Below are 21,993 nucleotides of genomic sequence, written 5' to 3' on the forward strand. Positions count from 1 at the left end.
AGTGCCGTCGAAGTCGGTTTGCCGGAGCCGGTACAGCGCCGATTCTGCGCCGGCGGGAATATCGGAATCGAGGAGTTTGTCGGAAAACGAATACCAGCGCGGCTGCATGGTCGTGCCGTGTCCTGCCACCGTCCCGCGTGTTTCCCAGGGACCGTCGGCCGACCAGGCGCGTTGCACCTCGAAACCGAAGTTGTTCGTTTCGGCCTCGGTTTTCCAAGCAAGATCGACCTTGCCGCCGACACGTTCACCGCGAAACACCGAAAGTTCCACCGGCGCGTTGAAGTTGCAACAGACACGCGCGCTCGCGATCCAGTCGACGGATTGTCCGACAACATTGGAAGCCGCCGTAAACGCGGTGTTCGATGTAAACGCAACAGAGCGAACCGGGGAGGTAAAATTCGAGGGTGTCGCAAAAGTCCAGTCGACCGTATGTGTTGCATCACCCCGGATGTAATAGCCGATGTACAGGTCGCGTTTCGGCTGCTGCATGATCGGTTTGGGGTCCGAAGGTGAGACCGGGGGCGGGTCGATTTCGATATAGCCGTTGTTCACTCCAGGCCGGGCCAGGATGTACGTTGTATAGAGCTGGTTATACGGAGCGGACACTTCCTTGATGAAAAACTGAATCGTATCACGGGCCGAGGAACTTGCGCCATTCAGCGTGAACTCCGCATAGACCGTCCACACCGTGCAAGGAGGAGCCACCGTGCTGACGCCCGGCGGGGTGTATCTGAACGCAAAGCGCGATGTGGGAACATTTTGCTGGAAGGTGATTCGTGTTGCGGTGGTATCGAAGTACTGGTAGATCGGGCAGATATGATGCATCTCCGTAGGTTGCTGCGGATCCGCCTGCAACGCGTCGACCATGCTTGCAAACGGGGAGTACACCGACATCACAGGATGTTCCGGATCCGGGCGCTGCTGCGCCACAAGCATTCCCGAGAGGAGAAGCACAAACACAAAGCCATCACGGAGTGTGGAGGAAGTACGCATAGGTTGTCCCACGATCAGAGGTCAGTAGCGCCCAAAATCGAATATGAAAAATACGAGTTGCATGGGAGGGTCGCAATGATGTTGGACGTATACAAGTCCATACACATTTTCGAGGGTGGAAAGGTGTGGTCGGAGTGATACGACCGCGGCGAGACGTTGCGCCCGTGCGCGGATGCGTGTAGATTGGCATGTACTATGCGTCGCGGTTTTGGAATACAGGGTTATGTGTTACTCGTTCTGCTGTTGAGCAGTATCGATGCCTCCGCGCAGGCGCTGCCGCCCATCGTGTTGAAGTACTCGCCCTGTATATTCAGCGCGGACGGGCAGGTGCTCGGGTACATCGGCGAAGAGCACCGCGTGGAAGTTCTGTCGCTCGCGCATGTCTCACGGCACGTGGTCGACGCGTTGATCGCGACAGAAGACCGGGATTTCTACGAACACGACGGCGTGTCGCTGTCGGGCCTCGGCCGCGCGATCCTCAACACGCTCACCGGGAAGACGCAAGGCGGGAGCACGATCACCATGCAGCTCGCGCGGAATCTCTTTTTGACGAAGGAGAAAACGCTGTCGAGGAAACTCGCCGAGATCGACCTCGCGCGTGATATCGAGAAGAAATATTCGAAGCAGCAGATACTCGTCCTGTACCTCAACACCGTGTACTTCGGCCGCGGGGCACACGGGATCTGGGCCGCCGCGCACGAGTACTTCGGGAAGGCCCCCGACAAGCTCACACTGAGCGAGAGCGCCATGATCGTGGGCTTGCTTCAGGCGCCCTCGGCATACGATCCGTCGCGCCATGCGGACAAGGCGTTACGACGACGCAACGAGGTGTTACACAATCTCGTCGAGACGCAGAAACTGACTGCGTCCGAATACGAGCGGGTGCGGCGCACCCCGCTCGGTCTCGCTCTGCGCGACAATCGGGGTCGTCAGGCCGTCGAATTTATCCGGCGCGAGGCGGCGGACATTCTCGCGTCGATGGGACGCTCGTTGCAGAGCGAAGATTACCGTATCACCAGCACAATCGATTTCATGGCGCAGCAGGCAGCAGAGCGCGCACTTGCGGCACAATGGGACCAATTCCCGAAGGCCATGCGCGAGGCGCAGGCCGGTATCGCGAGCGTCGAGGCGGCCACAGGGGCGATTCGTGTGATGATCGGCGGTAATCCGACGGCGAATCCGGCCGGACTCAATCGTGCCGCACAGATCCGCCGGCAGCCGGGCTCTTCCTTCAAACCCTTTCTGTACGGCGCGGTGCTCGAAGCCGGCCATACACTTGCGACACCCATTCTCGACGCCCCCGTCGTGACCGACAGCGGAACGGCGTGGGAATGGCGACCCGAAAACGACGACGGTACATACACAGGCGCCGTTGTACCGCTGCGCTACGCCGTGCGCCGTTCGTTGAATCTCGTGGCGGCGCGCGCGGCGACGGAACTCACGACACCAGCCGCGGTGGCCGCGTTTGCGCAACGCTGCGGCATCACCTCGACACTGCACCAATATCCATCCATCGCGCTTGGCACAGCCGAGGTGTCGCCTCTGGAAATGGCCGCGTCGATGGCCACCTTCGCATCCTTCGGAACACGCGCGCGACCGTACGCCGTGGTCTCGATCAGCGACAAAAACGGACGCCTCCTCTACTCGGCAAAACCGGACACCGCCATGGTACTCGATTCGGCTACGGCATTTCTGGTGACCGATGCGCTGGAAGCCGCCGTCGACAGCGGGACCGCCTCCTCGATACGGGCGCAGTATCGCGGACCCGCCGCCGGCAAAACCGGCACAACGCAGCGTTCGGCTGATGCGTGGTTTGTCGGGTACACTCCCGTGCTCAGCACTGCTGTATGGATCGGTTTCGACAACCCCGCGCGAGTTCTGACAGGCGAATACAGGTATGGCGGCAGCGCCTGTGCGCCGGTCTGGGCACGCTTCATGGCCGAACTGCAGAAACAGAGCCGCTACGGCACAGCGACACAATTCCGGAAACCGTCAACAATCTCCTACATCGATCTGTGCGTCGATAGCGGAGAACTTGCGGTGGAGGACTGCCCTCACCGCGTCCTCACACCCATCGACGGCATGCGCCCGCCGAACGTCTGTCACATACACGATTGACCATTCCGGGAAAAAATCCGCGCCGCGCGATATCCGCGTGACCACGTACGGATTGTCGCAGTCAGTCGGCGGGCGTGATGAATTGATCGAGCCAGCGGACAAGCTCCCCGCTCAGACCGTCCACAAATTCGGATTTCAGAGTCCGATATTCTGACGGTGCGCCGCTGCGCGCCCGCTGGAAGAGGTGGTTGGCAGAGGGCAGCGTGCGCACCGAGGTGCGGGAATCCGCGCAGAGGGCGGCGGCATGGGTGAGCAGCGGCGCGTTGAGAACGGCGGGCACCTGCAGATCGCGGTCGCCGAAGAGCGCGAGGAGAGGGCACGATACCAACGGGAGCAGGCGCGAGGGATCAAAGGCCGCGAGCGAGCGGAACCAGGGCGTGTCCATCATGGACTTCTGTTGCGTGAACAACAGATCGGCATGTGCATCAACATCGGTGAGGGCGCGCCTCATTGCGGCGGGCATTTCGGCGATATCCGCGGCCGCCTTCACACGGAAATCCGGCCGCACGACTTCAAAGGGCAGGCCGGCGGCGAGCGTTTCGAAAATGCGCCGAAGCAGGGACACTTCGCGTGCAATCTGTGTTTCTGGCAGACCGTTTGCACGGTGAATCAACTCGGTCTGCGCGAGGACATTTTCCCGGACGGGCGCTATCGGTCCGGCCAGCAGAATCAGAAACGGCACACCCGGATCGCGGGCTGCCGCGAGCAGCGCCACCGCGCCGCCTTCACTGTGTCCGAGTATGCCGGTCGGCACACCGGGGAAACGCGCGGCGAGCAGCGACCGCGCCACGAGCGCGTCCGAGGCAAACGTCTCGAGAGTCGCATCACTCATTTTTCCCTGCGAGCCCCCCACGCCGCGGTCATCCAAGCGGAGTGTCGCAATGCCGTCGAGCGCCAGTGCGTGCGCAAGCACACGGAAGGTCGCGAAGCCGCCTATCGTATTGTCGCGGGACTGTGCTCCGCTTCCGGTGAGCATCACACAGGCGCAACGCGGAGTGCCTGTTCCGGGCAGCGTGATCGTGCCCGCAAGAGTCACACCATCCGCGGAAAATACGATCTCCTCCTCCAGCGGCACGGAGGCGGACGAGTCGGTTTGGGCTTCGGACGCTGGGATCATTGTGAGAAGGAAGGCGAGTGAGATGAAGCAGGAGAACCAGGCACGGAATCGTGTCACGGATGTATCCGGGCGAGCCGCACACGGCATGAAGTCGCGCGAGGGAATCGGTTCCGGGTGATATGGATAGGCGGGCGGAATCACAACGCCATGTCAATCCACGATCACGATGTGGCCGGGAATGATTCCGACAGCATGCTCCGATTTTTTGCTGCCGCTCAGGTCGTACACGAGCAGCTTGCCCGGCTGCACAAAATCGAGAGGATCGGTCGCGTAGAGGACGCGGCGCCGGGCATCGAAGGCAAGCGAGTAGAACGTGCCGGGAATGAAGGCATCGGTCACCGCTTTCGTGGCGAGATTCACACGCTGGATGCCCGCACTTTGAACGGTGTAGAGATACCCCGCGTCGTCGAGGGCGATGCGCTGCGGGTGCCCGCCGAGCGTCACACTGTCGGTGACACTCATACGTTCCAGGTCGAGAAAAAAGAGCTTCCCGGGCGTGTCGTCATTTGGATCGTTGAAGTCGTTGTACGCACCCGTGCACAGCACCACCGCGGTGGCCGCGCCCAGCCGTGCAATATGGACGGGATAGTCGCCCACGGGAATAACCGCCCGGATCGAGTCGGATGGCAGCGCTACCACCGACACGGTGTTGTCGGCGCCAAAACCGCTATTCGCGACAAAAAGGCGGTTGCCGTGCAGCAGCATCCCCTCCGGATTTTTCCCCACACCGATGTTGCGCACCACAAGGTTCGACACCATGTCGTACAGCGAAACGCTGTTGCTGTACAGGTTCGTGATGTACCCCCAGCCGTCGTTTCCCAACACGATGTGGCGAGGACTCGCCACGAGCGGCGAGGTGATGGTTTTGGCCAGCGCTCCGGTGTTGAGATTCAGCACTTCGACCTTGTTGGATCCGTTCACCACCAGATACAACATGCCGTTGTGTACCGTGAGCGAATTGCCCGTGTCTCCGAGGTCCTTCCCGGTAAGCGCCTTGAAATAATCGTTCCGCACCGTGCCGGAATCGGGATTGAACAGACTCAGCGAGGCGTTCCCGCGCTGAAAGTTTCCCTCATTGAGCACGAGTACGCCTTTCACCTTCACGTCCGGCTGCGGCGGCGCCGTGCTTTCGTCGTCGGAGCAGCCGAGGATCAACAGCGAAAGAAGCAGTGAAGGCAAAACACGGAGTAGCGGGGATCCGAAGAATCGTATCATGGAATATCCAGTGAAAGTGTGAGACGGAAGGCGCGCGGTGGCATGGGATAGAAGGCAACCAACTGGTACTGCGCGTCGAGCAGGTTCAGCACCTCGGTCTTGACAATGAGGCGCGCAGGGGAGAGTGTAAACGCATACGATGCCGCCGCGTCCAGCGTGGCGGTGGATTCGAGGCGCGATTCCGGGGCGTTGGTTTCGAGCGTGTAGCGCGGACCAACCACATGCAGCGTCACTGCGAGACCCAGGCCGCCGAAAGCACCTTCGAACGCCGCACCGCCCGAATACGCGGGCGTGTAGGGAAGCTCGCGGCCTTCGGTCGCATCACCGATAAAGGACCGGTTCATCTTTTTTGTCGAGAGGATCTGCGCATGCGCGCGATATCGGAAGAGCCCGCCGGGAACCATGCCGTGCATGCGCAGCTCGAATCCACGCGAGAGCACGTGCTGTATGTTCTTCGGCGACCAGAACACACCGGCACCCGGCATCCAGACGATTTTGTCGGTGATGTCGTGCAGGAAATAGGACGCCTCGACATGCAGCACGCGGTCCAGCACGGAGGCCCCGAGGCCTGCATCGTAGGCCGCAGAAAATTCGGGGCGCAGATCGGGATTGCCGCCCTGCAGCCAATACCGCTGATTAAAGGTCGGGGCGCGGAAGCCGCGCGAGTAACGTGCGCGCAGAAAAAGCCGCTCGCCGTCGAGCGCGAGATTGGCGCCGAGACCGGGCGACCATACGGAGAGGCGGCGCGGACCCGGAGAGTCGGCAAGAACGTCGTACCGGAGTGAAGGGAACAGCCGCAGCGAAGGCAGGGAGGGCAGCAGGACCTCGGCGCTCGCAAAAGCTCCGGCGGCGCTGCGTGAAGGCACTCCGCGCACATCAAGGGATCGAAGCTGCGCGGCCACAAGATCGAAGCCCGCGAGGAAACGGAGCGACGGTCCGCTTTCGTGCTGTACCGACGCAGAAAGTGATGTGGCGGTGTTCTCGTATTTGCTGTCGATTGCGCGGCCGCCGAATTGCACCGCGGGATCGACGTAGTGCTGCGAATTGCGGGTGAAACCGGGCGCAAAACGGATGACCGTTTCCTGTGACATCTCGAACGCGGCCTGCAGTGTCACCGAAGCGTCGAGGTCCCGCTGCCGTGCCTGCGCGGGCGTGGTGGTGAGGAAGGCGCCCGGGGCGCCGGCGTCGTTGTCGCTTACCCGCGCATGGAGCGAGAGACGCGCGGAGGGCGCGACGTAGTCGGCATCGGCGGTCAACAGGCGGCGCGTATAGTCGGCATTCGCGCGTGTGAACTCGCCCGCGGGTTCGTGCGCTGAAGTGAAGGGGAAGTTATTGCGCGCATGCTCGGCGCTGCCCGCAAGTGCGAGACGCAGCGGGCCGATATCGGTGCGGCCGCTCAGGGATGCGGCGGTCCACCCGAAGGATCCTCCGCCCGCGCGCAGCGAGACGCGCGGCGCGGCGGCGGAGCCGCTGCTGATGTTCACCACACCGCCCAGCGCATCGGATCCGTACAACGCGCCGTATCCGCCGGCAGCCACCTCGAGCCGGTCCAGGCCAAGAAGTGGAAGGCGGCCCAAGTCCACCGTGCCGTTCTGCGCGTCGTTCAGCCGCACGCCATTGTAATACACCACGGTGTACTCCGGTCCGAGTCCGCGGAAAGAGAGCATCCGGAGCCCGTTCCCGTAGGAGCGCAACTGGGCGCCCGGTGTGGATTCCAGCACATCGGCGAGGGTCGTTGCCGGCAGCGCGTTCATCTCCGCGCGGTCGTAGCGTTCGACGGCCGAAGGTGCGCCGGCCGCCGCGAGCGGGAGACGCGTGGCCGTGACCACCACTTCCCGTCCCAGGAAAAACAGGAGCGAGTCGTCCGGTCCTCCCGCGAGGACCGACGGGCCCAGCGCGAGGCAGAGGAACATGAATATGGCGAAGCGACGGAGCATTGGCTGTGTATGCGGGCCATCGCTCGGGGAAGCGGCAACAAAAATCCCCGCGCATACAATGCGACGGGGGTGGGGACGACTAATCGTGCACACATGTGCAGATCGGTCTCACCAGTCCTCACCCGCGAAGGCCCTGTGTGAAGCGCCATGGCAGGTCTCCTGACTTGCAGCGACTCGCGTGGCAGCGCGCCTTCCCGGTGCGACCCAGTGGCATGTGCGCTGCCTCTCTACTGCTTACAGTTGCGGGGCAGTTGCCGATTTTCACGGCATTCCCGGTTTCATCCCCCGGCGGGGGGAACCATGGCGGCGATGGAAAAGAACAAGAACGCAGAACGAACGTACGCGCTCGGAGGGACAAAGGCAAATGTGCGCTGCGGAACCGCGTACGATCAATGTGAGGGATTCATCGAGCGACAGGGCCGTGTCGTTGCGTCCGTGCGATGTTCAGGTATGCCGTGAGGGAGCTGCAGCCGTGAGGGAGATGTTCGTCTATTCGTCGTCGTCGCTGCCGGACTCCGCATCGTCGTGCTGACTGACAACGCGCACGAGAATGATGGCGCTGCGGTTCATCTTCGTGATGGTGAACGTGTACCCGTCGGCTACCACCGTGTCGTTTGTCATGGGGACGCGGCCGAGTTTGTGCAGGAGATATCCCGCCAGCGATTCGTACTGGCCTTCCTTGAGGAGAGGATGGGGCAGTTCCTTGTTCAGGTCGTTAAGCGACGTCGAGGCGTGAATCGTGAACGTCTTCTCGTCGATGCGCTCAACCGCCTTCGATTCGAAATCGTGTTCATCCTGAATTTCGCCGACGATTTCCTCGAGGATGTCTTCCATGGTGATGATGCCCTGTGTGCCGCCGAATTCGCTCACCACCACTGCGAGCTGTTCACGTTTCACCTGGAAATCCTTCAGCAATTCCCCGATCCGTTTTGTTTCGGGTACAAACATCACCGGCCGCACAACCTCGCGGATATCGGTGAAGGGATCCGTGCGCAGAAAGATGAGCAGATCCTTCAGGTGCATCACTCCGACGATATTGTCGTGATTGCCCTCGTAACACGGGATGCGCGAGTAGCGCTCCGCGATCACCGATTCGAGCGAGGCCTCGTCGAAACTGTTGAGGTCGATGGCCACCACGCGCGAACGGGGAATCATGATCTGCCTGACCGTCCGTTCGGAGAAATCAAACGCATTGCGGATGATCGTGTAGTTTTCCGATTCGATCATGCCGCTCTCGTTGCCCTGCTGCACGAGGAATTTCAATTCGTCGCTGCTGTGCACTTCGGATCCGTGCAGAGGCCTGATGCCGAAGACGCCGAGCAGCACATTTGCGAGGCCGTTGAGCAGCCAAATCAAGGGACGGAACAGCACATAGAAGAAGTGCAGGGGATAGACCACGGCGAGCGTCGTCATTTCGGACCGTTGGATCGCGATGGATTTTGGAGCGAGTTCACCAAAGACGATATGCAGCACCGTGATTGTAAAAAAGGCGAACGGCAACGCGATGGCGTGCGCGGTGTCGGGGTGAATCGTCATTCCCACGAGACCCATGAGATCGAGAATGATGTTCGAGACAACCGACTCGCCGATCCATCCCAGGCCGAGACTCGCCAGCGTGATGCCGAGCTGTGTGGCGGCCAGATACCCGTCGAGATGCGAGACGATGTGTTTCCCCAGGACGGCGAAACGATTGCCCGTTTGCGCCTTCACCTCGAGCTGCGAATTCCGGACCTTGACAATGGCAAACTCGGCCGCAACAAAGAAGCCGTTTGCGGAGACGAGCAGAATGGTTATCAGGATGTCAAGAATCATAGTTCATCGAATCGGCGGCGTGGTCCTTTGCGCGATTGCGGGACCGCTTCGGATGCGCGGTGTTGAAGGATTCGGCCGCCCGATAATAGGGATGGTACCATGCAAGAGGCAAATGTACCGGAATTCGAAAAAAGAACCTTCCACCAAAATGCGCGGGAGAGGAAAGCCGTACAATGCACCGGGCCGGCACATCACGGTAGTGATGGCCGGCCCGAGTGGAAAGAGAGCGAGGAGCGCGCGCAATCTGCGAAGGGTGCGCCCCTTGAAGCCGAGAAAACGTTATGCGCGGGGACGCGCTTCGTTCACCGTCATGGTGCGGCCCTGGAGCGTCTTCCCGTGAAGGTTCGAGATCGCCGCCCTGGCCTGGCTTCCGTCATGCATCTCGACAAAGCCGAAGCCTTTGGATTCGCCGCTTATACGGTCTTTGATGATGGCGGCAGAGTCCACCGTACCGTATTCCTCAAAAGCGGAACGCAGTGCGGCTTCGGTGAGATCGCGTGACAGATTGCCAACGTAGATGTTCATTGAGTCCTTTGGTCTAAAAATGCGGGTGCGAGTGTTCACCGTGAACACCCAGCATCACATAGTGCACTTATTCCCACCGGGAAACAAGGTATTTCAACGTTTTGCGAAAATATAATTGTGTATGGCGAAATTGGGCGGAATACGCGGGAATCCGGCGCGTGTTTGCACCGCTCAGGCGCACGCAGTTTGATTTGGCCGTTTATCGCCGTAGGTTGGCGCACACGTTTCCCCATATGCCGGATCTGTTTTCCCATGGATGACATCGCCATTGCGTTTCTGCTCGGCCTGTTATTGCTGAGCCCGTTGGTCGTGCTGATCATACTCATCGTCAAGGTCAGTCAGGTCGGCACACGCATGAAACACGCAGAAACACGCCTGGACGAGCTGCGTGCCCGGCTTGACGCGTTGCAGGCCGGAAGCGCAGGCAGTGCTGCGCCCGCCGCGACAGAGAAAAAGATGGTGGTGTCTGATATTCCCGCGTCCGCCACGGCAGCGGCCGCCGGGACAACGGCATCTCCGACGATCTCCGTTGACGCAACACGCAGCGAGGCGGTTTCGACGGCAGCGGCGCAGCCGGCAGTCCCGGCAGAATCGCCGTCGACAACGCCTGCGGCAACACCAGAGGGCGCGCCGCCAACAGCGCCGGCCGGATTGCGGCCTCCGCCCCGCGTCGACAAGGCGCCGCTGCCGACCCGTCCGCCCAAAGCCGCGCCCGCTCCTGCAAAAACCAAGGCCGAGTGGGAGTCGCTGATAGGCGGTCGCTGGCTGAACCGCATCGGCGCGGTGGCCCTTATTATCGCGGTGGGATTCTTCCTCAACTACGCTTTCGACCGGAACTGGATATCGGAAACCGTGCGTGTACTGCTGGGTGGTGCGGCCGGACTCGGCCTGCTCGCCGCAGGCTGGCGCTTCGAGAAACGCGGGTACCAGGTGTTTGCGCAGGGACTGCTCGGATCGGGTATAGCGATTCTCTACCTCTCGGTGTACGCATCCTTCAACTTCTATCATCTCGTTCCGCAAATCGGCGCCTTCGTGCTCATGTCGCTCGTCACAGCGCTGACATTGTATCTGGCCGTACACTACGATTCGCTGGCCGTCTCGCTGCTCGGACTCGCGGGCGGCTTCCTGACACCGGTGATGCTGAACACGGGTGTTGCCAACGAAGTGGGGCTCTTCACCTACATCGCGCTCCTCAACGCGGGTGTCATAGCCGTGCTGCTGCGCAAGGACGCGTGGATCGTGCTCGAGCCGATTTCGCTGCTCGCGACATATCTGACCTACATCGCGTGGTACGACACGTATTACACACATCCGGACTTCGGAGCGACACTGTTTTTCCTCGTGCTGTTCTGGGGACTGTTCTTTGTCATGGAAACCGTCACCGCAACACGTCCGCCTACAAAGGACACGCCCATTCGGCATTTCATCGCTGCAACCAACGCCGGATTCTTTGCGGCCCTGCTTCATACACTGACAAGCACCACGTATGATGCATGGAGCGGTCTTGCATTACTTCTGGCGGGACTCTGTTATCTCGCCGCGTTTTTTGCGGTGCGCGAGAGGGTGCCGGAACAGGCGGACACACATGCGCGCATCCTCGTCACGGGCGCAGCGTTTATCGTCCTCGCGACGGGAACACAGTTCGATTCGTTCCGCCTCATCACCGCATGGTCTGTCGAGGCATGGGCTTTGACATGGATAGGTCTGCGCTTTCAGCGGCGCCACCTGTGGGTGGGCGGACTCGCGCTATACGCGGTTGCGTTCTTCACTCTGCTCGGCACAAATGGCAGCATGATCTGGACCGATATGCCGAAGTACACGTTCCTTATCAACGAGCGGACCATGGCCTTCACCGCGCTGGCGGCAGCACTCTGCCTCTCGTATCTCGGCTGGAGACAGTCGCCCGAGAAGGCGTCGCGCCATGCGGCTCCGGCCATGCTCTACGGCTTCAGTCTGGTGGTATTTCTACTGCTCACTTCCGAACTGTCGGATCTCTTCCGTTCCTACATGGAAGCGAGGGAGTGGGCGATGATACAGGGCATTGCCTACCAGCTCACGGTGAGCATCGCAGCGCTGTGGGCGGTACTGGCAGTGCTCTACGCCGCGGCCGCGCGGTACGCGCGAGCACCGCAGCTTCTTCATGCGGGTCTCATCGCGATGGTTCTGTCGCTGTGTATTGCATTCACCCGCGGCATCGCCTACGATCCTGTTTCCTGGCACACACCGCTCTTTAATCCCCGGCTCGCAGCCATGCTCGTGGTGCTCCTGGCTGTCGCGGCACTGCCGCGTCTGCTTCCCGCCGCCGATCGTGCGCGCTGGATCGAACAGACACACACCAGTCTGCGCGTTGTTTTTGTGCTGCTGCTCCTCACACTTATCACGGCCGAAGTGCGCGACTTCTTTGAACTCCGGCTTTTCACGCTGGCGGCGCAGGGTCCCGGCGCGGAGGTGACACGGATGATCGAGCAACTGGGGAACGAGAAGCAGCTTTCGCTCTCGGGCGTGTGGCTGTTCTTTTCGATTGTGCTCATGACGTTCGGACTGCTCCGAGGCCGGCGCGTGATGCGTGTGGTCGCGTTTGTCCTCTTCGGCATCTCCATACTCAAGATCTTCATCTACGATCTATCCTATCTCGAGACACTCTACCGTATCATCTCGTTCGCGGCCCTCGGTCTGATTCTGCTGCTCGTGTCGTTCCTGTTTCAGAGATACAAGGACGTGATCTTCGGCGAGGAGGAAGCACGAAGTGAGAAGAGGGAAGAGGGAAAAGAGAAGGTGGAAGAGGCGAGCTGACTACACCTGCGTTCTCAGGTGACGCGCGAGGGGCGTCCAGATACGGAGGAAAACAAAAAGACCCAGACGCGCCCAGGCGCGTGAGAGAGGTCCGGCCCGTCGATACGTGCGGTAATAGTACATGTCGCTCTCAAAACGCATGCGCAGGCGGCGCGCATTGTCGTGAAGCGTTGAGATTGTTTCACCCGCCTCGTGACGCACAACAACGGCTGCATCGAAGTACACGGATTTTTTCTGCGACCTGAGGCGCTCGGCCATGATGGCCTCTTCCGCGTACAGGAAGGTGCCCGCGTCGAATCCTCCGACACCGGCAAAATCGACGGATCGGAAAAGCATACAACAGCCCATGATCCGGTACACGGGACCGTGTTCGATCCCGTGCATGATTTCATCCGCAAAATATCGGCGCCGGCGTATATAGGTGAGAGGCGCCCAGAGCAAAGAACCGTAGCGCCGCCCCGCTCCCTGAAAGCGGTACGGACCCTGCGGCACGCCGCGGCTGTCGAGCACGCGTGGACCGACGCAGCCCGCCTCGGGATGCGCATCGAGCGTTTCGACGAGCCGTCGCAAGCCGCCGCGGGTTTCAAGATGGACATCCGGTGTGGCGATGAGGAGGTAGGGCACGGCTGCGCCGCCGCCGAGGCGGAATCCGAGATTATTGCCGCGAGCGTAGCCGAGATTCTCGTTGGTGAAATAGTAGGAAAAACGCGCGTCGGGTGGGATGGCGGGCGGCGTTGCTCCGGGGATCAGATCCACACAAAGTGCAGACGCGGGCGCCGCGATCCACTCCGCCCGGATGCGTTGTTTGTCGTCATGAGAATACCGCTCGAAGTTGTCCACCACCACCGCCCGCGCCTCGAGACCGTCGGCTTCGGCGTGTGCGAGCAGCTCGAGCGCGGTGTTGCGCGCGCGCGTGTCGCCTCCGTAGGCAACAAGGACAAGCAGGAGGGATGGCGATCCCGTCATCGTCCTGTGATAAGCAGCGTCCGCGCGGCGATGGTACCGCCCGCCGTTGCACGGAGCTGATACGAGCCGGGTGCCAGCGTGTGCACCGGGACGGTGATGACATGTCCACCCGCGGAGAAACGCGCATCGCAGGCGGTCAGCACCACGCGGCCAAGCGCATCAACAACGTCGACGCGAAGCGATTCGGACGCGGGCAGTTCGACGCGGAGAACCGCGCTCGACGCCGCCGGATTCGGATACGGTGCTCCGATGTTGAGGCGCGCGGGGATGATGGTTTCGACATCGGCCGGCATAAGCGGCGCGTGTCCCGCGTTTACGACGCTCCGCTGCGGCAGGTCGACGCCGTGCCGTGTCACAAAGGCCACAATTTCGACATCGCCCGTCTTCACATGTTCGGGCAGCGTGAAGGAGAACAGGCGTTCGTGATAGTCTCCGGCGGGCACGGATGTGGGAAGATCCTCGCCCCAGGTGCCGGTGAGAAAAGCGCGCGGCACATGCCGGTGTACAAAACCGAGAATCGGATTCGATTCTCCGTAATAGGGGTGATTCGGGTAGCTTGCGTTGCCGGAGTAGTAGTTGGACTGATCGTAGCCGCGTCCCGCCCCGGTCACACGATCCTCCACCACCACCACATTCAGGCGGTACGGATCGGGCGGCAGATAATCGATGAAATTCACGCGCACCTTCGCGGTGAGCAGCCGCGTCGTATTGTCGTACGATGGCGTGACCACAATATCCACCGGCGTTTCGAGCTGCGCCTGCTGCAGCGCACGATTCAGCCAGGCGGAGTTCGAACGGTTGATCGGCACCGTCGTCTGACCCGGAAACATCGTGCGGTCGATCATCGCCTGCGGATACGAGGGTTTGAAAAACGACGACAGCGCTGCCCCTTCGTCCACAATCATCGAATCGGTGCCGCCCGCATGGATGGCCATCAACACCGCCTCGGGAATCTGCGCCTCGATGGTGGCCATCTGCAATCCGCCGTCGGGGCACCATCCGCACCAGGCGCCCGTAAACTCCTCCACAAGCACACGTTTTGTACCGCTTCTGCCGAGCACGGTGAACACGGAGGCGGAAAGTGTATCGTTGGCCTGGTTGAGATCCGCCGCGCCGCCATTGACGTTCGAGATCCACATCCGGATTTGGTAGAGCCGTCCCGCTTCGGAGGGGGTCCAAGGGACCGTGTGCGTAAACGTCGCGGTGCGATTACTCTCGAGAGACAGGCCGCTGATGGTTTCGGTCTGCGGCGCAGCACCATCGACACTCCAGGACAGATCATAGGAGCCCACCGTCTGCGTGCCTGTGTTTTTCACCACGCCCTTGATGCTGACAGGGGTTGAGGCCTTGACTGTCGGCTGCAGGAAGTGTTGGTCGAGCGCAAGATCCGTTGCGCTGTTCGAGTATGAAAAGGCGTAGCTGATATCGTCATTGGGGTCGGCGGTGACGGCGGGGTATCCGAAGGTCGGGCTGCCGTCGAGCATCACGCCGGCCGTGCCGTCCGCATTCTGCGCGCCGACAGTGGCGTTCATTCGCACAGTCGACCGGCCGCCGACGAAGATCACGTCGAAGTCGCCGCCCTCGAAGAGCGCGATACCGAACGCGAGCGTATTGCTGGACGAGAACGTGACGCCCGGAGGCACAACACCCGCCCACATGATCAGCAGCACACGATTCGGTGCCGTGCCCCAGTCCAGCACGCGCACTTCGTTGGACCACTGCGAAAATCCCGCCTCCGTGTGCAGATCCTCCCAGAACGCAAAAATCGCGTTGCGCGGCGCGGTGGCCAGCGGGAGTGTGGTGTTCGCGGGAACACTGACGGTGGCAGCGTTGTCGAAGGTGATGTAGCCGTTGTCGCTTATATAGAAGCCGGTGACATCTTTTCCATAAAACTTCCACGGGAATGGGATCGTCTGCCAATCCGAGAGCACGTCATCCTTTGGCGGCGGATAGGCGAGGCGCGCGTTCGGGCGCAGCTCGAAAACAAATTGCCGGAGGCCGGTGGACACCGATGTGGTATAATTCTGCCCGTTCGACAAAACGGTCAGGACAAGAAACACAGGGAGGAGGAGCTTTTTCATGATCGACCCGGTGAGTGGAATGAATGGGATATAAAGATGCGGATTTGTGGATTGGGAAGGAAACGCTGGTGAGGGGGAGGAAAGTAGAAAGTAGAAAGTAGAAGGTGGGAAGGTGGAAGGTGGGAAGATGGAAAGAGGGAAGGTAGAAAGTCGTGGGAAGGAAACGCCGGTGAGGAGGGGGAAGGGCGGGAGGTTGGAAGGGGTGATAATTCGGGAGAAGCGGGTCCGGAATGAGGCGGATCGGCTGAAACGGGTCTGGCGACCCGGCCGTAAGCTGTTCATTGTATGGACTTATATGTCGAACAGTCAAAACATCTTGACTTGGGACGCCTGAATCCGTACTTTAAAAATCCTGAGTCTAACCGGATTCGGTTCATTGACAATTTTATTCACAATGGAGAACTCTATGACAAGGTTCCTTCGCAAGTTCCTGATCATGGCAGCGATCCTGATCGCGTCTGGACTTTTGATCCAGAACGGTCAAGCAGCCAGTCCCGCCCGGGGCGAGAACAAGCCGGCGGTTCATTCAAAAAAGTCGGCCTCTGCACACAAGAAACACACGAGGAAACACAAGAAGCACCGTTTCAAAAAGGTGCGTGCGAACAAACGCGTCAGCAAGCTGAAAGCGCTCACTGTGCTTCGCGAATACCTGCCCGAGATTGCAGATCTTCACGAAGCAAAGGCCAAAGGCCAGCCCTCGCCGTTTGTTCCGGTTCCCGACAACTTCGACACACGGTCGCCGTTTTCGGATCCGGGACTCCGCTATGATCTCGTCAAGAACATCGACACCTGGCTCGGCACCCGCTATCGGTATGGCGGCTCGTCGAAGCGTGGCATCGATTGTTCCGGCTTTACGTCCGCCGTCGTAAGTGCCACGCTGAAGCGCGCCTTCACGGGCTCGAGCCGCGTGCAGGCCGGACGGTTCACGCCGATTTTCGACACCGACAGTCTCCAGTTCGGTGACATGGTGTTTTTCACCGGACGTAACAAACGCGCTAACCGCATCGGCCATGTGGGCATCTTCCTCGGCAACGGCGTCTTTGCGCACTCGTCCACCGGACGCGGCGTGTTGTACTCGCACATCAGCGAGGGCTACTACACCGAGCGCTTCCGCTGGGGCGGACGCTTTATGAGTGAGGATTATCCCGTGGAGCGCATCGTACACGCACACGTGGAAGTGGGGCAAACCGACTAGGACACTGCTACCGGTTCCGCCACCGGCGGGACATCGAGGATACGATTGGAACCGGGAGCGTGATCGCTCCCGGTTTTGCTTTTACGCACACTGGAGTGCCGTGTTTTCACGTCCTGAAATTCGTACAGTGGGCGCGTGATTTCGGACAATGTGGGAAATAGCGCCGGAAAACGCGTTGATACCATTGCGTTTTCTGCATACCCGCGATGGTACGGTCCTTGCACAAGAGACGTTGACACGTGACATTTCCCCATGTCCTCGATCCTCTGCACCATCGATCGCCCATATTGAAGGAATTCCGCCATGATCTCACGCATGCTCGTTTCAGTTTTTGTACTCACCGTCGCAGCGACCTGGTTCGGCTGTTCCGACGATCCCGCAACGCCCGCCACCACAGGTCGACTGAAGGTGTATCTCACCGATGCTCCGGCCAACGCACAGCAGGTGAACATCACGTTCTCCGAGATAGCCGCGCATGTCGACGGCAACTGGGTGGTTGTTCGCGGCACGCCCATCACCGTCAATCTGTTGGAATGGAACAACGGGAAAACACTCGTGATCGGTGACGCCGAACTCGGTCCGGGGAACTACACACAGATACGACTCATCATCAACACCGCCAACATTGTTATTGACGGGCAGACGTATCCCTTGACGGTGCCCAGCGGTGCGCAGACCGGGCTCAAGCTCATTCACACATTCGATATTGAGGCGGGCTCCACGTACGAAATGGTGATCGACTTCGACGCGGAACAGTCGATCGTTGTGCGCGGACCAAAAAACGATCCGAACAGTTATTCACTGAAACCCACGCTCCGTGTTGTTGCCAAGCCGTTGACGGGTGCAATATCCGGCATTGTGACAAATCCCGGCACAGCCACTGTTGCGACAGCGCTCAACGAATTGAACGCCCCGGTGACATCGTCGCCCGTCGATCCCGCCACCGGCGCCTTCACGCTGGCCTTCCTTCCGCCTGCCGCCTACACCGTTCGTGTGGAGGACACAAGTGCAGGCAGCGCATCCAAACCTCTTATCATCGTGACTCCCGGCAGTACCACAAACGCGGGAGCGTTCACGCTGAGCAAGTAGTGCGCAGCGCTCGTCGCGGGGCATATACACGACCGCCGCGCGTCTGCACCGGGCGACCTGCCGGTCGCCCTTATCGGAGTGTCTGTGTTGGTTGCGGGAGAGGTGTGTAGAACGCGTACTCGAACGCGTTCTTGTCGGGCGGGAGAGTTCGCCGCGGCGGCGGCTACCCAACGTCGCGTCGAATGTGTACCTTTCGGTCCGCACGATTCGACCGAGGCCCCCCATGACTCTCCGTACTCTCTCTTCTTCCGTTGTGTTTTTCTGCTGCTGTGTGATGCTTCACGCGCAGGATCCGATGATCGCACAACCCGGCGATGGGCCGGCGGAGGCGGCGCACGGACTCAGCAACGCCGCGGCGCGGCGCGAGTTTTTCCACAACCGGCTGACGTATCCGGGCGGCGTGATTCCACGCGGCGCGCGCGCGCGGGCCTGGGAGTACGCGCAGAATACGATGCGTCTCTTCACGCCGAAATCCAGCGGCAGCACGCTGCAGGCGGCGCAGACGTGGAGGAATATCGGACCCTTCAACATCGGCGGTCGTATCCCCGCAATTGCGGTGAATCCAAAAAATCCGAACACGATTTTTATCGGTGCGGCCGATGGAGGCGTGTGGCGGACGAGGGACGAGGGAAAAAACTGGACCTCCGTGTCCGATGAATTTCCGACGCAGTCAATGGGCGCGCTCGCCATCGACCCGGTCGACACGAACATTGTGTACGCGGGCACGGGCGAGGCGAATTTCGGGATCAATCAATTCGACGGTGCGGGTCTGTTCAAAAGCAGCGACGGAGGCAACACGTGGCGGCGCGTGGGCGCGGGCACGCTGCCCGACTACGCGCGCGTGTCGGATCTGATCGTCGATCCGAAAAACACATCCACCCTCTACGCGGCCATCCCCGACGGCGTGCGCGCCGATACACTGAACGGACTCTACAAATCGACCGACGGCGGCGAGACCTGGCGCCTTGTGTTCCCGGGCATGATGACCGACGTGGTGCTCGATCCGCAGAATCCGTCCACGCTATACACGGTGTCGAGCGGCGTGAGCGTCGGAGTGCCCGTGCCGCGTCCCGGCATGTTCAAAAGCATCGACGGCGGAGCAACATGGACGCAGCTCGACGTGGGTGTGCCGCCCGAATCCATGGGCCGCACAAGCATCGCCATTAGCGCGAGCGATCCGCGTGTGTTGTTCATCGGCGTGTCGGAACTCTCGGGCGCCAACACACGCACATGGCTGCTCGGTGTGTTCAAATCCACCGACGCGGGCGCGACGTGGACGAAGTGTCCGGTGCCCTATGATTACCTCGTGGCGCAGGGCTGGTTCGACAACATCGTGGGCATACATCCGTCAAATCCCGACATCGTGTACGCCGGCGGAGTGAGTCTTATCCGCACAAGCGACGGCGGCGCCACATGGACGCGCATCCCGGACTGGTACACCGGCGCGGTGTTACACGTGGACCAGCACGCCATCGAGTACAATCCTCTCGATCCCGACCGCGTGTACATCGGCAATGACGGCGGCTTCTTTGTGCTGACGAACAACGGTGCCACCGTGGAGAAACGCGACCGCGGGCTCTCGATCACGCAGTTCGTGGGCGGAGCCATGCATCCCTCGAACGACGCGTATCGCATAGGCGGCACGCAGGACAACAGCACACAGATCGGATCCGAAGGATCGGACTGGGCCATCGTGCTGCGCGGCGACGGGGGCAACAGCGCCGTCGATCCGCAGCGGCCGAACATCGTGTACGGCATGCAGCAGAATCTGAGCTTCTGGCGTTCGGAGGATTTTGGCCGCACGTGGGCGCAGGCCATGAACGGCATCAACAACGACGGCTCGCTCTTCTACATCTCGTACGACATGGATCCCGCCGAACCGGCGACACTGTATCTCGGGACGTACCGGCTGTACAAAACCACAAACGGCGGACGACTCTGGACCATGCCGAACAGTTGCCTCTTCCCCTCGCCGAGCGGCGGCTGTTATTACATCAGCGCCGTAAGCGTCTCCACCGCCGATCCGCGCTACGTGTTTGCCGGATCCAACAGCGGCGCCGTTGCGATATCGAGCAACGGCGGGGGTGCGTGGACGGTGACAAGCGCGGGACTGCCGGCTGCCTATGTGTCGGCCGTGCGAAGTTTCGAACCCGATGTGGTGTACGTCACCTTCAGCCGCTACGGTGTGGACAAGGTGTGGCGGTCGTCGGATTACGGCGCAACATGGAACAGCATCAACGGCAATCTGCCCGATGTGCCCGTGAACGACATACTGCGCATCGATGGGAGACTGGTGATCGGCACCGAAGTGGGCGCCTTTGTGTCGGACGATGAAGGCACAACCTGGCAGCGGCTCGGCACGGGCCTGCCCGCCGTGGCGGTGTTCCGGCTGCGCTATAGCGCGAATACCGGCACGCTCCGCGCAATCACACACGGCCGCGGGATGTACGACCTGCAGTGGAAAATTCTGCCCGATGCAGCGCCCGTGTTTGTGTCGAGACCGGACACCACCATGCTCGAGATCGGACAGCCGTTTCTGTACGCGCCTGTGGTGACGGGTGCGCCGTCCCCGCGTCTGTCATTGGTGGACGGTCCCTCGGGCGCGGAGTTCGATCCGGTGTTCGGGCAGTTGCGTTGGAGCGGCGGCGCGCGAGTGGCGCGGTTCACGCTCGAGGCAACAAACAGCGCGGGCAGCACGCGGCAGGTGTTTCATCTGGTGAGCAACGACGCGCCGCTCACCGACTGGCGCATCGCCTCCACCGATCGTTTCCCCACACGGGTGCAGCGGCTGCGGGCCGTAGACGCGCGCACGCTGTGGGTGGCGCGCGATTCGGCCGGCGTGTCGCGTTCGACCGATGGTGCCGCAACATGGACACACATGCGTCTGCCGGGCACGTGGGCAAACGTCATGACCGTTTTCCCGCTCGACCGCGACCGCGCCTTCGCGGGCACCAACGGTGGTCAGTTGTACAAAACCGTCGACGGCGGAGCAAGCTGGACGCTGTCGCTCTCGGGCATCAACGCGTCGTTCGGCAACATCCACTTCTGGAACGAGAACGAGGGCATCACCATCACGCAGGGCGAGCGCGATTCGGCGGAGGTGTACTTCACGCAGGATGGTGGTACGAGCTGGCGGCGTGAAACGGGTCCGCGCTCCTATGCGCGGAGTCCGCTGTCGTCCACACTCACGTTCTTCGACCGCGCCATGGGTTGTTACGCGTCGGGCAACACGGCCGAGAGGCCGCCGAAGGACGCGTCGATACTACGCACGACGGACGGCGGCCGCAGTTGGCTGACAAGTTCCGCGGGTACACGCAGCGCGGCGGGCATCGGTTTCCTTTCGTCGACGAAGGGGTATCTGGTGGATCCGATACAGGGACGCGCGCGGCGCACGGTGAGCGGCGGAGCCGCGTGGAATTCGACGTTCTGGCCGATGAACGGGCAGCGCCTCATGGCCGTACACGCCAATCCGGCGGCATACCGCCTGTGGGTCGTGACCGATTCGGCCGCGTGGTGGAGCGTGAATGAGGGGAATGCCTGGACGCGCACGAGTCTCGCCTACATCGGCTCGATGCAGTCCGCCGACTTTGTCGATTCCACCTGCGGTTGGGCGATCAGCGCCGAGGGCATCGTGCAGACCATCGATCTGCGCACGCTCGACGCGTCACAGCCGCCGCATCCCGCGCGCGCATCGCTGATAATCGGACAGAGTTATCCGCATCCCGCGATGGATGCCGTCACGTTGCCAGTGACAACGGGCGCGCGCGGCCGTCTGCTCGCGGTGGCGCAGAACCTTGCGGGCCGCGAGGTGGCGGTGTTACACGACGGCGACCTCCCGGCGGGTCAACATCTATTGAGCTGGGATACACACACGCTCAGCCCCGGCACGTACTTCGTGACGATACGATTCGGAACCGAGCTTACCGTGCAGCGTGTGGTGGTGGCGCGGTGAACCGAAGTGGAAAGTAACAACGTAGCAAGGTAGCAAAGTAAAAGACGAGTGCTGGAGCCGCCTTTTCACTTGCTACCTGTCACGAAGTGGAAAGTAACAATGTAGCAAGGTAGCAAAGTAAAAGACGAGTGCTGGAGCCGCCTTTTCACTTGCTACCTGTCACGAAGTGGAAAGTAACAATGTAGCAAGGTAGCAAAGTA

13 protein-coding genes and 1 riboswitch are annotated in these 21,993 nt (G+C 61.0%); of the genes, 5 read left to right on the top strand and 8 right to left on the bottom strand.

All coding sequences use genetic code 11. From position 1 onward, the window contains the following. The coding region (locus HY962_07595) for a hypothetical protein (GenBank protein MBI5646781.1) at positions 1–993 on the bottom strand (993 nt) is incomplete at its 3' end. A 195-nt stretch (positions 994–1,188) separates the two neighbouring features. Between HY962_07595 and HY962_07600 the strand changes: the two genes are divergently transcribed. After that, positions 1,189–3,111, top strand: a complete 1,923-nt coding sequence (locus HY962_07600) for a PBP1A family penicillin-binding protein (protein ID MBI5646782.1) — start codon at positions 1,189–1,191, stop codon at positions 3,109–3,111. Positions 3,112–3,172: 61 nt separating this feature from the next. Here the strand turns inward: HY962_07600 and HY962_07605 are convergent, their stop codons facing one another. The 5 genes from HY962_07605 to HY962_07625 form a co-directional block, all read right to left on the bottom strand. After that, positions 3,173–4,285 carry an alpha/beta fold hydrolase gene (locus HY962_07605; protein MBI5646783.1) on the bottom strand — a complete coding sequence of 371 codons (1,113 nt, stop codon included), beginning with the start codon at positions 4,283–4,285 and terminating at the stop codon, positions 3,173–3,175. A gap of 93 nt (positions 4,286–4,378) precedes the next feature. Continuing rightward, positions 4,379–5,443, bottom strand: a complete 1,065-nt coding sequence (locus tag HY962_07610; protein MBI5646784.1) for a YncE family protein — start codon at positions 5,441–5,443, stop codon at positions 4,379–4,381. Beyond that, on the bottom strand, positions 5,440–7,380 hold the full coding sequence (locus HY962_07615) for a TonB-dependent receptor (GenBank protein ID MBI5646785.1): 1,941 nt from the start codon (positions 7,378–7,380) through the stop codon (positions 5,440–5,442). The genes HY962_07610 and HY962_07615 overlap by 4 nt, the downstream gene beginning before the upstream one ends. A 131-nt stretch (positions 7,381–7,511) precedes the next feature. Further along, positions 7,512–7,698: riboswitch (cobalamin riboswitch) on the bottom strand. Positions 7,699–7,869: 171 nt separating this feature from the next. Then, positions 7,870–9,192 carry an HlyC/CorC family transporter gene (locus HY962_07620; GenBank protein ID MBI5646786.1) on the bottom strand — a complete coding sequence of 441 codons (1,323 nt, stop codon included), beginning with the start codon at positions 9,190–9,192 and terminating at the stop codon, positions 7,870–7,872. A 279-nt stretch (positions 9,193–9,471) separates the two neighbouring features. Then, positions 9,472–9,717, bottom strand: a complete 246-nt coding sequence (locus HY962_07625; GenBank protein MBI5646787.1) for an RNA-binding protein — start codon at positions 9,715–9,717, stop codon at positions 9,472–9,474. 252 nt (positions 9,718–9,969) lie between these two features. Between HY962_07625 and HY962_07630 the strand changes: the two genes are divergently transcribed. After that, entirely contained in the window at positions 9,970–12,510 is a 2,541-nt protein-coding gene (locus HY962_07630) for a DUF2339 domain-containing protein (protein MBI5646788.1), read from the top strand. Here the strand turns inward: HY962_07630 and HY962_07635 are convergent, their stop codons facing one another. Together HY962_07635 and HY962_07640 are read right to left on the bottom strand one after the other, a co-directional pair. Then, entirely contained in the window at positions 12,511–13,476 is a 966-nt protein-coding gene (locus HY962_07635) for a glycosyltransferase family 2 protein (protein MBI5646789.1), read from the bottom strand. After that, on the bottom strand, positions 13,473–15,557 hold the full coding sequence (locus HY962_07640; GenBank protein ID MBI5646790.1) for an Omp28-related outer membrane protein: 2,085 nt from the start codon (positions 15,555–15,557) through the stop codon (positions 13,473–13,475). Before HY962_07640 ends, HY962_07635 begins: the two co-directional genes overlap by 4 nt. A 406-nt stretch (positions 15,558–15,963) precedes the next feature. Between HY962_07640 and HY962_07645 the strand changes: the two genes are divergently transcribed. From HY962_07645 to HY962_07655, 3 genes are all read left to right on the top strand, one after another. Continuing rightward, a complete protein-coding gene (locus tag HY962_07645; GenBank protein ID MBI5646791.1) occupies positions 15,964–16,752 on the top strand; it encodes a C40 family peptidase in 789 nt (262 codons plus the stop codon). A 303-nt stretch (positions 16,753–17,055) separates the two neighbouring features. Then, positions 17,056–17,841: a DUF4382 domain-containing protein gene (locus tag HY962_07650; protein MBI5646792.1), complete on the top strand. Its 786-nt coding sequence runs from the start codon at positions 17,056–17,058 to the stop codon at positions 17,839–17,841. Between the two features lie 223 nt (positions 17,842–18,064). Next, positions 18,065–21,793: a hypothetical protein gene (locus HY962_07655; protein MBI5646793.1), complete on the top strand. Its 3,729-nt coding sequence runs from the start codon at positions 18,065–18,067 to the stop codon at positions 21,791–21,793. Positions 21,794–21,993: the final 200 nt, after the last annotated feature.

It is taken from the genome of Ignavibacteriota bacterium (assembly GCA_016218045.1).
Lineage (GTDB): Bacteria > Bacteroidota > Ignavibacteria > SZUA-365 > SZUA-365 > JACRFB01.